The sequence below is a fragment of the Brucella ciceri genome, assembly GCF_041930145.1.
In the GTDB taxonomy this organism is placed as follows: domain Bacteria; phylum Pseudomonadota; class Alphaproteobacteria; order Rhizobiales; family Rhizobiaceae; genus Brucella; species Brucella intermedia.
This window is the reverse complement of the sequence record NZ_JBHEEV010000001.1, coordinates 294,407-307,366: the sequence shown is the minus strand read 5'-3', so window position 1 is coordinate 307,366 and position 12,960 is coordinate 294,407. Positions and strand designations below refer to the sequence as shown.

Sequence of the window (12,960 nt, the reverse complement as noted above, 5' to 3'; positions counted from 1 at the left end):
GGAAATGACCAGAAAGACCTATGGTGATCTGCGTTCGGCGCGCTGGATGCTGCCGGACGACCAACGTTCATTCGGGCATCGCTCGCGCACCATGCAGATGGGGTATGATCCGGTCGACTGGGAAGGCCGTCCGATCATCGCCGTCATAAATACATGGTCCGATGCGCAGCCGTGCCACATGCATTTCAAGGACCGGGTGGAGTGGGTCAAGCGCGGCATCCTGCAGGCGGGCGGCTTCCCGATGGAGTTGCCTGCATTGTCGCTGTCGGAAAATTTCGTGAAGCCGACCACCATGCTCTACCGCAACATGCTGGCGATGGAGACCGAGGAACTGCTGCGCTCGCATCCGATCGACGGCGCGGTGCTGATGGGCGGCTGCGACAAGACCACGCCGGGCCTCGTCATGGGCGCGGTCAGCATGGGCCTGCCGTTCATCTTCCTTCCTGCCGGGCCGATGTTGCGCGGCAATTATGCCGGTAAATTTCTGGGCTCCGGCACCGACGGCTTCAAATATTGGGACGAGCGCCGCGCAGGCACCATCTCGAAGGAGGAATGGCAGGGGATCGAGGGCGGCATCGCAAGGTCCTACGGCCATTGCATGACCATGGGAACCGCATCGACCATGACCGCGATTGCCGAAGCCATGGGGCTGACGCTTCCCGGCGCGTCGTCCATCCCGGCCGCCGACGCCAATCACCAGCGCATGTCCACGCAGTGCGGCCGCCGCATCGTGGAAATGGTCTGGGAAGACCTGACGCCGGAAAAGATCATGACGCCTGCCGCGATCACCAATGCGGTCACGGTTGCGATGGCCACCGGATGCTCGACAAACGCCATCATTCATCTGATCGCGATGGCGCGCCGGGCGGGCGTGCCGCTGGAGCTGGACGATCTCGACCGCATCGGCCGCACGACGCCGGTGATCGCCAATATCAGGCCGTCCGGCACCACCTATCTGATGGAGGATTTCTTTTATGCGGGCGGGCTGCGGGCATTGATGAAGCAGCTTGGCGGCAAGCTCGATCCGTCTGCGATAACCGTGACCGGCAAGCCGCTCACCGATGGGCTGGAGGACGTCAAAATCTGGAATGAGGACGTGATCCGCCCGCTTTCCAATCCGGTCTATCACGAGGGGTCGCTTGCGGTGCTGAAAGGCAATCTCTGTCCCGATGGCGCGGTGATAAAGCCTGCGGCCTGCGATCCGCGCTTTCACCGCCACACGGGACCGGCGCTTGTGGCCGACAGCTATCCCGACCTGAAGAAGATCATCGACGATCCCGACTATCCGATGACGCCGGACACGGTTCTGGTGCTGCGCAATGCCGGTCCGCAGGGCGGGCCGGGGATGCCGGAATGGGGGATGATCCCTATGCCGAAGGCGCTTTTGAAGCTTGGGCTGCGCGATATGGTGCGCATTTCGGATGCGCGCATGTCGGGAACCAGTTTCGGCGCCTGCGTCCTGCATGTCGCCCCTGAATCCTTCATCGGCGGGCCGCTCGCCCTGTTGAAGACCGGCGACATGGTGGAACTCGACATTCCGGCACGCAGCCTCAACACGCTGGTTTCGGAGGCGGAACTGGCGGCACGGCGCGCAGCCTGGCAGGCGCCGCCGCCCAAATATGAGCGCGGCTACGGGTTTGTGTTCTCCAAGCATGTCGAACAGGCCGACAAGGGCTGCGATTTCGACTTCCTGAAAACCGATTTCGGCCGTCCCGTCGACGAACCGGTCATCTATTGAGAGGCAGCTTCGATGTCAGATTATGTGCTTTCCGACGAAACGCGGGCGAAGCTGAAGGCGGTTTCGACGGCTTCCGTCGCGACCGCGCTTTACAAGCGTGGCCTGCGCAACCAGTTCATCCAGGGCGTGCTGCCGGTAGCGCGCAAGCGCGAGAACATGGTCGGGCAGGCCTTCACGCTGCGCTATATCCCGGCGCGCGAGGATCGCAATCCCATCACGGTTTTCCGCAATCCGGACCACAAGCAGCGCGTTGCGATAGAAACCTGCCCGCCCGGTTGCGTGCTGGTGATGGACGCGCGCAAGGATGCGCGCGCGGCGACCGCCGGATCGATTCTGGTGACGAGGCTCGCCTTGCGCGGCGCGGCGGGCATCGTTTCGGACGGCGGCTTTCGCGATGTGAGCGGCATCGGCGAGCTGGACATGCCCGCCTATTGCGCAAAGCCCTCCGCGCCGACCAATCTGACGCTGCATGAGGCGGTGGACATCAACGTGCCGATCGCCTGCGGCGATGCGGCGGTGTTTCCCGGCGATGTGCTGGTCGGCGATGCCGATGGCGTCATGGTCGTTCCCGCGCATCTTGCCGATGAGATTGCCGCCGAATGCACGGCCATGGAAACCTATGAGGATTTCGTGCTGGAAGAGGTGCTGAACGGCGCAGCCATTGTGGGCCTTTATCCGTGCACGAAGGAAGAGAACGAGCGCAAGTTCCAGAACTGGCGCGAAAGGAAGGGCCGTTAGAGCAGTTTCGGTCCGATTGGAACGCGCATCATTTCACAATTTTCGGGATGCGCTCCAACAAAAAAGGGAGGCGTTGCGCCTCCCTTTCGAACATTTGGGACTGCCGTGGTTTAATAAAGCACGTTCTTGGCTTCCGGCTTGTCGATATTGTCCTTGGTGACGACAACGGCGCCCGTATCGACGAACTTCTCGACCTTTTCCTTGTTCAGCACCTTCAGCAGGGTTTCGATGCCCTTTTCGCCCATCTGGTAGGAACCCTGAACGACGATGGCGTTCAGCGTGCCGTCCTTGACGAATTCCTGCAGGTCCTGATTGCCGTCGAAGCCGATGGCGGTCAGCTTGCCGGACTTGCCTGCCTGCTTGATCGCGCGGCCCATGCCGATGGCGGTCGGTTCGTTGGCGCCGAAGATGCCGACGAGATCGCCATTGGCCGCCAGAACGTCGGTGGTCTGGTTGAGCGCGGTCGCCATCTGCGACTGCGAGTAATAGGGACCGACGATTTCCAGCTTGGAATTGGCCTTGATGTAGTCCACGAAGCCGCCGACGCGGCCGATCTCGGACCCTGCGCCCGCGACATAGGACATGACGGCGATCTTGCCGGTGGTGCCAGCCTTGTCGATCAGGGCCTTGGCCGCGGCTTCACCGGCCTTGCGGTTATCGGTGGCGAGGAAGGACTGGTAATATTTGTCGCCGCCATCGGCGAGCTGCGAGTCGATGATGACGACCGGAATGCGAGCTTCCCATGCCTTCTTCACGGCGGGCGTCAGCGCGTCCGGGTCGGAAGGTGCAAGCAGGATTGCGTCCACTTTGCGGTTCACGGCATTTTCCACCATGTTCACCTGGTCGGCGATGGCCGATTCAGCCGCCGGACCCTGGAAGGTCATGGTGTGGTCCTTGGAATCCTTGATCGCGGCTTCGGCGCCCTTCTGGACGTTCTGCCAGAAAGTCGAATTCACGGTCTTCACGATAACGGCGATTTCGCCAGCCGAAGCGCTTGCCGCCCCGGCAAGGACGAAGGCCGAAGCCATCAATGCAGACACCAGTTTACGCATGTTTTCCTCCTGTTATCGAGCTCTTGGCTCTACCCTTGCCGGAATGCCTCGCATTCCGTCTCCCCTCTCATCGACGGTTGCGCATCTGGTCGATCCAAACGGTGACCAGAATGACGAGGCCGATGATGATCTGCTGCGTGAAAGCGGAAATGCCGTTCATGTTGAGGCCGTTCCGCAGGATTCCGATGACGAACGAGCCGATGAACGTGCCCGAAATGGTGCCGACGCCGCCGATGAGCGACGTGCCGCCGATGACCGCGCTCGCAATGGCGTCGAGTTCGTAGGCGACGCCCTCATTGGGCTGTGCGGTCACGAGGCGGGACATGAGAACGCAGCCCGTAAGCCCGGCAAGCGTTCCCGAAACGATATAGGTGAAGGCTGTCACGCGGGCGACATTGACGCCGGAAAGCCGCGCTGCCTCGGCGTTCGACCCGATGGCATAGATGTGGCGGCCAAGCACCGTGCGGTTCAATACGAGTGCAGCCGCGATCGCGATCACGATCATCAGCACCACCGGATAGGGGATGCCGGGGAAGGTGACGACCGGAAAGCCCTGTTCGTCGATGCTCTCGATGCGGAACAGCGATCCGTTGCCGAGCACGCCGAAGGATTCACCAAGGCCGGAGACGGCGCGCGCGCCGGTGATCTGGAGCGCGACGCCGCGCGCGATCAGCATCATGCCAAGCGTGGCGATGAAGGGCGGCAGCTTGAGCCTGGTGATGACAAAGCCGTTGATGAGACCGCAGAGCGATCCCATCAGGATGCCGAGCAGCATGGCGAGCGGGATCGGCAGTGAAAGTTCCTTGACCGCAAGCGCCGCCACCACACCGGCAAGCGCCAGCACGGAGCCGACCGAAAGATCGATACCGCCGGTGATGATGACATAGGTCGCGCCGATGCCGAGCAGCGCGATGGACGTCACTTGCAAGGCGATGGTCATCGCATTGTTGACGGTCATGAAAGCGCTGCTGGTGACGGAAAAGATCGCCGCCAGAATGATCAGGCTGCCGACGGCCGCAAACTTCTGGATGATATCCTTCTGGCGGTCGCTGAGCCCTTTGGATTTTGCCGTCTGCTGGGGCTTGTCCGTGGTGATTTCGGCCATTACTGCGTCCTCATTTATCCTGCCGGCCCCGACCGGAGGCATAGGTCATGATTTCTTCCTGCGTTGTCGCAGCCGTATCGAGGACCGCGGTGATGCGCCCCTCGTGAAAGACCGCCACGCGGTCCGAAAGCCCCAGAATTTCCGGCAGTTCCGAGCTGATCAGCACGATGCCAATGCCTCTTGCGGCCAGTTCGTCCATGATCTGGTAGATGGCGAATTTCGCTCCCACGTCGATGCCGCGCGTCGGTTCGTCGAAGAACATGATGCGCGGCTCGCGGAAGAGCCACTTGCCGATGATGATCTTCTGCTGGTTGCCGCCTGACAGCAGGCGAACGGGCTGGGCCAGCCCCGGCGTCTTGATGTTGAGAAGATCGACATAGCGCTGGCTTGCCTGCCGGTGGCGCTCGAAATCGATAACGCCATAGGCGCTGCTGACGGCTTCCATATTGGCGAGGGTCAGATTGGCATCGACCGGCATCTTGACGGCCAGTCCCTGCGCCTTGCGGTCTTCCGACAGGTAGGCGATGCCTGCCTCGATGGCGTCGCGCGGGCTGGTGATGGAAAGCGTTTCGCCTTCGAGCACGATGGTTCCGGCGTCATGCGGATCGGCGCCGAAGATAGCGCGCGCAACTTCGGTTCGTCCCGCGCCCATCAGCCCGGCAAAGCCAAGGATTTCGCCGCGCCTGAGTTCAAAGCCGATATTCTCGAAGACACCGCCCCGCGTCAGCCCGGCGACGGAGAACATCACTTCCTGCGTCGGCTTTCGCGTCGGTTCGGGAAATTTCTCGTCCAGCGAGCGCCCGACCATCCCGGCCACGATCTCATCGACGGTGACATCGTGGAAATCCTTGGTCCAGACATAGCGCCCGTCGCGCAGGATGGTGACGCGGTCGACAATCTCCGCCATTTCATCGAGACGATGCGAAATATAGACGATGCCGGTGCCCTGCGCCTTCAGCTCGCGGATGACCCTGAACAGAAGCTGCGCTTCCTGCTCGGTCAGCGAGGAGGTAGGCTCGTCCATGATGAGGACGGAGGCATTGAGCGAAAGCGCCTTGGCGATCTCGACCATCTGGCATTGGGCAACGGAAAGGTTCAGCACCTGCGTGGACGGATCGATCTTCACGCCAAGCCGGTCGAGGCAGTGCTGCGCGTCTTCCTTCAGCTTGCGGCGGTCGACAAAGAAACCGCGTTTCGGCTCGCGGGCAAGATAGATATTCTCCGCAACGCTCAGGTGCGGAATGAGGTTCAGTTCCTGATGGATGATGGCGATGCCTGCCGCTTCCGATTCAAGCGTGGAGCCGAAGCGAACCGGCTGGCCGCGATAATGGATCGTCCCGCCATCGGGCTGATAGACGCCGCTGACGATCTTCATCAGGGTTGATTTGCCCGCACCATTTTCGCCGCAGACGGCATGAACCTCGCCCGCCCGCAATTCAAAGCTGACGTTCGACAGGGCTTTGACGCCCGGAAATTCCTTGGAAACGGAATCCAGATTCAGCAATACAGGCGCAGCATCCGCGCGCGCTGATGCTGACGGTAATCCTCCCATCGCGCTTCCTCCTCGCGCAAAGTTTCGTCAACTATTGACAGAAGAAGTAGAAGGCACGCGGTTTCTGGTCAAGCCAATTTTGTGCAGGCAGCAACAAACTCGTTATGATCGGTTGGCCCGGCCCCTAATTGCTATTGTTAGACCCAATTGGCCTGACCAAACTTCTCTTTTCTCGTTTTGCCTGAATTGTGAATCATTTATTATGAGGACGACAAATGGCCGCTGCTGTCGATCAGAAGCGAGCCAGAAGAAAGCGCATCATGACTGTTATTGTGACAGTATCGCAGTATTTTATGCGGGCCGCCTCTGGAAAGAGGGGGCGTTCCTTTCTATTATTAGAGCATTTCCAGCAAAAGCGCGAAGCGGTTTTGCATAGGATAATGCGTAGACAAAAAGAGATGGAGCGGTTCTGCGAACCCGTTTTAACTGGAAACGCTCTATATTCCGATCATCTGATCCCGAGGGGCAGTTTTGTATTTTGAAATAATTACGGTCGTGCTGCTGACGATCCTCAATGGTGTTCTCGCCATGTCGGAACTCGCAGTGGTTTCCTCCCGCCCGGCACGACTGAGGGTAATGGCGGACAAGGGCAGCCGCGGCGCCCGCATGGCCATCGAACTTGCCGATAATCCAGGCCGTTTCCTGTCCACCGTCCAGATCGGCATTACGCTGGTCGGCATTCTGTCAGGTGCGTTTTCGGGCGCGACATTGGGCGCCCGTCTCTCCGGCTGGCTTCTGGCGCAGGGCATATCGCCAGCCCTTGCCGATGCGCTCGGCGTCGGTTCGGTCGTGGTGGTCATCACCTATCTGTCGCTGATCGTCGGCGAACTCGTGCCGAAGCAGATCGCGCTGCGCGAGCCGGAGGCGGTAGCAAGCCGCGTCGCCCCGACCATGACGCTCCTGTCGAAAATGGCTGCGCCGCTCGTCTGGCTTCTCGATACGTCGGGCCGTCTGGTCCTCAAGCTGCTCGGTCAGTCCGGCAAGTCGAGCGACAGCGTGACCGATGAAGAGATCAAGTCCGTTCTCGCCGAAGCGCATAGCGCGGGCGTGATCGAGACGGAAGAATCCCGCATGATCGCAGGCGTGATGCGCCTTGCGGACCGGACGGCGCGCGGGCTGATGACGCCGCGCATGGACGTCGAAATGGTCGATATTGAAGACAGTTTCGATGAAATCCGCCAACAGCTTCACAATACGAGCCGTTCACGGCTGCCGGTACGCGGCGAGAATTCCGATGAAGTGATCGGCGTCCTGCAAGTGCGTGATTTCTTCAACCAGCTTTCCTCCACGGGCAGCGTCAATCTGCGCGAGATCGTCCGGGACGTTCCGGTCGTGTCGGATTTTTCCGATGCGCTGGACGTGGTGGAGGCCATTCGCGGTACGCCGACACATATGGTGCTCGTCTATGACGAATACGGCCATTTTGAAGGGGTGATTACTGCGGGCGACGTGATCGAGGCAATCATCGGCGCCATGCAGGAAGAGGACCATATCGAGGAAAAGGCGATCGTTCGCCGTGCGGATGGTTCCTATCTTGTCTCCGGCTGGATGCCGATTGACGAATTCTCGGAATTCCTGCGTTTCCCGATCGACGAGGACGCGGAATACAACACTGTTGCCGGACTGGCGCTCGAGGAAATGAAACACCTGCCGGACGTGGGCGAAACCTTCGTCAAGAACGGATGGGTGTTCGAGATCGTCGACCTTGACGGCCGCCGTATCGACAAGCTGCTGCTGACGGCGGAAGAACCCGCGACCGAGTGACCCTGCTTTCTTGAAACCACGCTGGATGGGGCTTGCCGGGTGGTATGCCCCATCCACCGAAGTAATTGTATCGATTGAACCGCTGGACCATTGGCATTTTAGATAAAGTGCATGTTATACTTGGCAGTTGGGGGCAGGTTTTCTGCATTCCTTTCTGGTCGGAAACTCGGGGGCGTCCCGATCGGGAAAAGCTGAACGTGCTCTGGCCGGTGGTTGCGTATCGATGGGGTCGAAAACTGCATATTGGCTTCAACTGGTCAGGTCGGCATATGGCAGCCACGACAGTCCGATAGCCGACAAGATACTGGCGGACCAGCTTGGCGAGATTTGCGAGGGCGCTCGCTTCTCGATGCCCATAAGCACGATTCTCTCGGTGCTCATCGTGCTGGTGCAGAGCGCCGCCGGGCATTTCTGGGAGTCGATTGTCTGGTTCGCGCTCGTCAATATCGTTAATGCGCTGCGCTTCTTCGAGGCAATTGCCTATAGCCGCCGTCAGGCGCCCATTGAAAATGTCGCGGATTTGCAGCGCCAGATCAGGCGGTTCCAGTTTCTTGCCGCCCTGTCGGGCTTTTTCTGGTCCGGCGTCGCCGTCCTTTCCAGTGGGTTCACCGACCCGCAATCGCCGGTCTATCTCGTCATCCTTGCCGGAATTTGCGCAGGCGCCGTCACCTACGGTTCGTCCTATGCTTCGATTGCGATCAATTTCATAACCCCGCCGCTCGTCGTCACGGTGATATGTCTGGCCGTGCAAGCCGACCTGCAACGCGGCGTGATCGCCGTTTCAGTCGTGCTGTTCTGGTGCGGGCTTACGCGCGGCGCGCTACTGGGGCAAAACCGCTTCATCCAGACAAGCAGGCTGAAGCACGAGGCCAAGCAACTCGCCGACGAAATGGCGCTCAAGTCGCAGGAAGACCCGCTGACCGGCCTCTTCAACCGGCGCGGGCTGGAAAATTCCATCCGGCTTTTTCCCGTCGCGGAAGGTCCCTTCATCGTCATGCTGATTGACCTCGACGGGTTCAAGTCCGTCAACGATACCTACGGACACAAGGTCGGGGACGATCTCCTCGTCGCCATCGCGCAGCGTATCCGGCAGATTTCACCCGAGCGCTCCGTGCTGGCGCGCATCGGTGGCGACGAGTTCGTGCTCGTCTATCCCGAACCATCGGCGACCATCGAGGCGGGGCTGGTGGCAGCGCGCATCATCGGCAGCCTGAGCGCGCATTACGAAGGCATCCTGTCGGTCGAGATCGGTGCCTGCGTCGGCATCTGCCGGCTGGAGCGGCTCGACCCGGTTGAAATGCTGCTGCGCGCCGATTTCGCGCTTTATGCCGCCAAGAGGCGTGGCCGCAACGAATATTTCTTTTTTGAAAAGCGCCTGCATCACGAGTGGGAGCGCAAGCAGAGCATCGAGCGCGATCTGCGCATCGCCATCGAGACCGGGCAGATACAGACCTATTTCCAGCCGGTGGTGGAACTTTCCAGCGGGAAGATGGTGGGATTCGAGGCGCTGCTGCGCTGGGACCATCCGCAGCACGGCACCATCGCCCCGCCTGAAATCATTGATGTTGCCTGCGAAGTGGGCGTGGTGCGGCAGCTTACGAAGAATGTCTTCTTCAATTGCTGCGAGATGATCGACAAGCTCACCGAAAGCGGTCGCTGCGATCTGACGGTTGCCATGAACCTGTCGCCGCGCGAAATGGCGGGAGGCCGCATTCCGCACGAAATCCTGTCCCAGATGGAACGACGCGACCTGCCTGTTTCCATGCTGGAAATCGAGATCACGGAGGAAGCGCCCTTCGACCAGCGCGGGATGAATGACAGTCTGGATGCGCTGTCGAATGCCGGTGTTTCCATCGCGCTCGACGATTTCGGCACCGGCTTTGCGACCTTTGCTTCGTTGAAGAAAGGTCTCGTCGACAAGATCAAGATCGATCAGGTGTTTGTGCGCGGCATCGCGGAATCGGAGGGCGACCAGCACATCGTGCGGGCGATGGTCGCTTTGGCCGACGCCCTTGGCGTCAAGGTGACCGCCGAAGGCATCGAGACGGAGGAAGACCGGGACATGCTGTGCGCGCTTGGCTGCAGCAGCGGGCAGGGCTTCCTGTTCGCCCCCGCCCTGCCGATGGGCATGGCGCTCGCAGCCCTTGCCCGGTCGAGCGCCGGTTCAAGGGTCGATCAGGCTGTCCGGTAGCCGGGGCGGATAGTCCATCTCGATCTCGTCCCGGCCGTAAATGGGGGCCTTGAGGTTGGGGCCGGTCACGACAGGGCGGATTCTGTATTTCCCGGCGGGAAGTCCTTGCGGAAAGAACGGCGAATAGGCGTCTTCATCGCCAACCGGATGGTAGATGACATATTGGCCGTCGCGCTTCTGGACGGGATTGTCGTCGAGCGTTTCGCTTTTTCCCGGCTCAATGGTCTTGTTGAAAAGGTCGTAGAGCTTGTGGGTGGTCTGCTGGCCGTCGGCGGAGGTGAAAAGCAGATGCAACTCGGCATAGCTCAGTTCCACCGCTTCGCTCCCCTTGTTCGCCAGCGTCAGGGTGAACAGGTGCCTGTAGTAATCCCGGTCCTTGTCGACATCGCTGTAATCCGCGAGACCAAGCTGCAGGGATTGCGGCTTCTGCCCGTTTTCGGCCTGCCATTCTGCAAGGTCATAGGCTTCGCTCAGGGATATCCAGCGTTCAAGCGGCCCGGTTTTGTCCTGATAAGCGATCTTCATCCAGTCGCCACCGGCAAAAGCGAGCTTGCGCGCCTTGTCGCCCCGGACCAGATGGGAATTTGTGGCGCTTTCCCGGTCGGGATTGCTGTAAAGCGCCAGCTTTTCTATCGGAACTTCCCAGCCCTGTTCCGTTTCATCGGGCGCCAGCGGCAGTTCGAGGACGATATTCCCCTGCGGGTCGTAAGTGACCATGCGCATGGGTTTTTCCATATAGGGCCAGCCGGACATCTGTTCCTCCGGGCGCGACTGTTCCACAAGCCGTGGCGACCTGTCAGGGCCGATCGACAGGATATCGACCCGGGTGTAATGCCCGTCGCGGCTGCAACTGCTTTTGATCAGCTTTCGCTCCGCCAGGCGCTCGACGTTCCACAGTTCGCCGCAGTTCAGTTTTCCGCCGAGTTCGTCCTCGATGATCAGGGGAGAAAAAGATCTGGATTTCGGATCGTAGAGATAAAGGGCGACGCCGACGTCGAGGCTTCCCGCCTCGCGGGCACGCAAGGCTAGGTCCGTATAGCCATCGAAATCATAGTCGGCGGTGTCAAAGCCGACAGGTCCGTCGAGCCCGGTGAGCCAGTCGGAATCCAGCAAGACCAGTTTCGATCCGTCGGGCTGGATCAGAACATAACCCTCTTCGCGCCTTTCGATATGCGCGCTCACGCCCGGTTCCGGCAGGAGGCGCGGAAGATCCTCTTCCGCGAAAGCGCGGTTCATCTGGCCCGGCGACAGAAAGGCCAGCGCAAATCCGAGGGCCGAAAGGTAGAAAAATCGTCTCATCGCAATTTTCTCGTTTGATATCGTGCGTCTGGCTTACATGAGGCCGGGCAGAAACGGGAGTCGTTCTTTCCAGTCATCCGGGGCTTGGGCGCAAGCCGGGCCAGATGTTATGGTCCGCGTTGGAAAAGGTGGAGGAAGCATCATGGCCGACAAGAAACCTGACGGCCCGGTACTTTTATCGGGCGGCAACCCGCAGATCGCCAAGGGGGAAGGGGACGGGCCGGTGCAGGCCTATATCGCGGCCATGCCGGGCTGGAAGAGCGAGGCAGGCCGCCGCCTCGATGCCCTGATCGTGCGCACGGTGCCGGACGTGCATAAGGCGGTCAAATGGAACTCACCGTTTTACGGCATGAAGGGAGAGGGCTGGTTCCTCAGCTATCATTGCTTCGAGAAATATATAAAGGTTGCGTTCTTTCGCGGTGCAGGGCTGAAGCCGATGCCGCCCGTCGGATCGAAGAGCAAGGACACGCGCTACTTCCACATCCACGAGCATGACGCGGTGGACGAAGCCCAGCTTGCGGACTGGATCGGACAGGCGAGCCGCCTGCCGGGCGAGAAAATGTAGGCGCAGATTCGTGATGCGCCACGGCCGGAGGAATTTGCAGTTTAGACTACGGGAGGCCTTCATGGCAGACGATAACGAGGCGTCCAGGCTGATTGACGGGCGCATTGCGGAGCTTGGCGACTGGCGCGGCGAGACGCTGGCCAGAATGCGCGCACTCATAAGGCAGGCCGACCCGGAAGTGGTCGAGGAATGGAAATGGCGCGGCGTTCCGGTCTGGTCGCATGACGGCATCATCTGCACCGGCGAGACCTACAAGAAAGTCGTGAAGCTGACTTTCGCCAATGGCGCGGCGCTGGACGACCCCGCCCGCATCTTCAATTCCAGTCTCGAAGGCAATACGCGCCGCGCGCTGGATATCAGCGAGGGTGAAACGGTGGATGAAGACGCCTTCATCGCGCTCGTTCACGCTGCCATCGCGCATAATCAAGCAAAAAAGACGCGGAAAAAATCCAGGGCGTGAAGATCAAGCGACCCGAGACGACAGAGGCGATTGAAAAGCCCCTCGTTTTCACCGTAAGGAAGCCCCGGCATCAAGCTGGGCGAGTGTCCGGACGTAATCAAGTTCGATGAGCTGGATGGATGGCGCTGAATAGCGGTCCAATAATATTGTAATGTAGAATGAAATGAATAATGGAAGGCACTAATGATACGATTAAGGAAGTTGTTTTACATCGCTCTTACCTCTGCTGTCTTCGGCTTTATATTTCTTGTTGGATACACGATTCAGGCGGGCGTGAATATCTCCGATGGCGGATATCACGGGATTATGAAAATTGTCGTAGACATTCTCAGCGTCTTTGTAGAAGTGTTTGGAGCCGCTTTAGCCGGTGGTGCTATTATGATTGTCGCGCTCTTTGCAGGTATTTTTGCTGCGGTTACGATCTGGCGTGACAAGTTGTATTTCTATTGATGTTACAAAAGATCGTGCTTTAAACCGAAAAAGGAGCAAGGCTGTA

Annotated in this window: 12 protein-coding genes; 8 read left to right on the top strand and 4 right to left on the bottom strand. The window is 59.8% G+C overall.

The window, feature by feature from the left end; all coding sequences use genetic code 11:
- The first annotated feature begins 4 nt into the window (after positions 1-4).
- Positions 5-1,738 carry an L-arabinonate dehydratase gene (araD, locus tag JNC63_RS01330; RefSeq protein ID WP_075041526.1) on the top strand — a complete coding sequence of 578 codons (1,734 nt, stop codon included), beginning with the start codon at positions 5-7 and terminating at the stop codon, positions 1,736-1,738.
- A gap of 12 nt (positions 1,739-1,750) precedes the next feature.
- Positions 1,751-2,476: a ribonuclease activity regulator RraA gene (locus JNC63_RS01325; protein WP_006468606.1), complete on the top strand. Its 726-nt coding sequence runs from the start codon at positions 1,751-1,753 to the stop codon at positions 2,474-2,476.
- 110 nt (positions 2,477-2,586) lie between these two features.
- Here JNC63_RS01325 and JNC63_RS01320 read toward each other — a convergent pair whose 3' ends face one another.
- From JNC63_RS01320 to JNC63_RS01310, 3 genes are all read right to left on the bottom strand, one after another.
- A complete protein-coding gene (locus JNC63_RS01320; protein ID WP_006468607.1) occupies positions 2,587-3,528 on the bottom strand; it encodes an ABC transporter substrate-binding protein in 942 nt (313 codons plus the stop codon).
- Positions 3,529-3,595: 67 nt separating this feature from the next.
- On the bottom strand, positions 3,596-4,633 hold the full coding sequence (locus JNC63_RS01315) for an ABC transporter permease (RefSeq protein WP_075041525.1): 1,038 nt from the start codon (positions 4,631-4,633) through the stop codon (positions 3,596-3,598).
- 10 nt (positions 4,634-4,643) lie between these two features.
- Positions 4,644-6,185, bottom strand: coding sequence for a sugar ABC transporter ATP-binding protein (locus JNC63_RS01310; RefSeq protein ID WP_021585558.1), 1,542 nt, complete (start codon positions 6,183-6,185; stop codon positions 4,644-4,646).
- 215 nt (positions 6,186-6,400) lie between these two features.
- On the opposite strand from JNC63_RS01310, the gene JNC63_RS01305 reads away from it, so the two are divergent.
- The 3 genes from JNC63_RS01305 to JNC63_RS01295 all read left to right on the top strand — a co-directional run bounded on the left by JNC63_RS01305 (position 6,401) and on the right by JNC63_RS01295 (position 10,140).
- A complete protein-coding gene (locus tag JNC63_RS01305) occupies positions 6,401-6,667 on the top strand; it encodes a hypothetical protein (RefSeq protein WP_075041524.1) in 267 nt (88 codons plus the stop codon).
- Positions 6,657-7,949, top strand: a complete 1,293-nt coding sequence (locus JNC63_RS01300) for a hemolysin family protein (RefSeq protein ID WP_006468612.1) — start codon at positions 6,657-6,659, stop codon at positions 7,947-7,949. The genes JNC63_RS01305 and JNC63_RS01300 overlap by 11 nt, the downstream gene beginning before the upstream one ends.
- Positions 7,950-8,172: 223 nt before the next feature.
- Positions 8,173-10,140, top strand: a complete 1,968-nt coding sequence (locus JNC63_RS01295; protein WP_075041523.1) for a putative bifunctional diguanylate cyclase/phosphodiesterase — start codon at positions 8,173-8,175, stop codon at positions 10,138-10,140.
- Here JNC63_RS01295 and JNC63_RS01290 read toward each other — a convergent pair.
- Complete coding sequence (locus tag JNC63_RS01290; RefSeq protein ID WP_210272938.1) at positions 10,114-11,439, bottom strand: hypothetical protein; 1,326 nt, start codon at positions 11,437-11,439, stop codon at positions 10,114-10,116. The two genes, JNC63_RS01295 and JNC63_RS01290, sit on opposite strands and share 27 nt — an antisense overlap.
- A gap of 142 nt (positions 11,440-11,581) precedes the next feature.
- Between JNC63_RS01290 and JNC63_RS01285 the strand changes: the two genes are divergently transcribed.
- From JNC63_RS01285 to JNC63_RS01275, 3 genes are all read left to right on the top strand, one after another.
- Positions 11,582-12,004, top strand: a complete 423-nt coding sequence (locus JNC63_RS01285; protein ID WP_063620489.1) for a DUF1801 domain-containing protein — start codon at positions 11,582-11,584, stop codon at positions 12,002-12,004.
- A 61-nt stretch (positions 12,005-12,065) separates the two neighbouring features.
- Positions 12,066-12,464: a DUF1801 domain-containing protein gene (locus JNC63_RS01280; RefSeq protein WP_075041521.1), complete on the top strand. Its 399-nt coding sequence runs from the start codon at positions 12,066-12,068 to the stop codon at positions 12,462-12,464.
- A gap of 183 nt (positions 12,465-12,647) precedes the next feature.
- A complete protein-coding gene (locus JNC63_RS01275) occupies positions 12,648-12,914 on the top strand; it encodes a hypothetical protein (RefSeq protein ID WP_075041520.1) in 267 nt (88 codons plus the stop codon).
- Positions 12,915-12,960 lie beyond the last annotated feature (46 nt).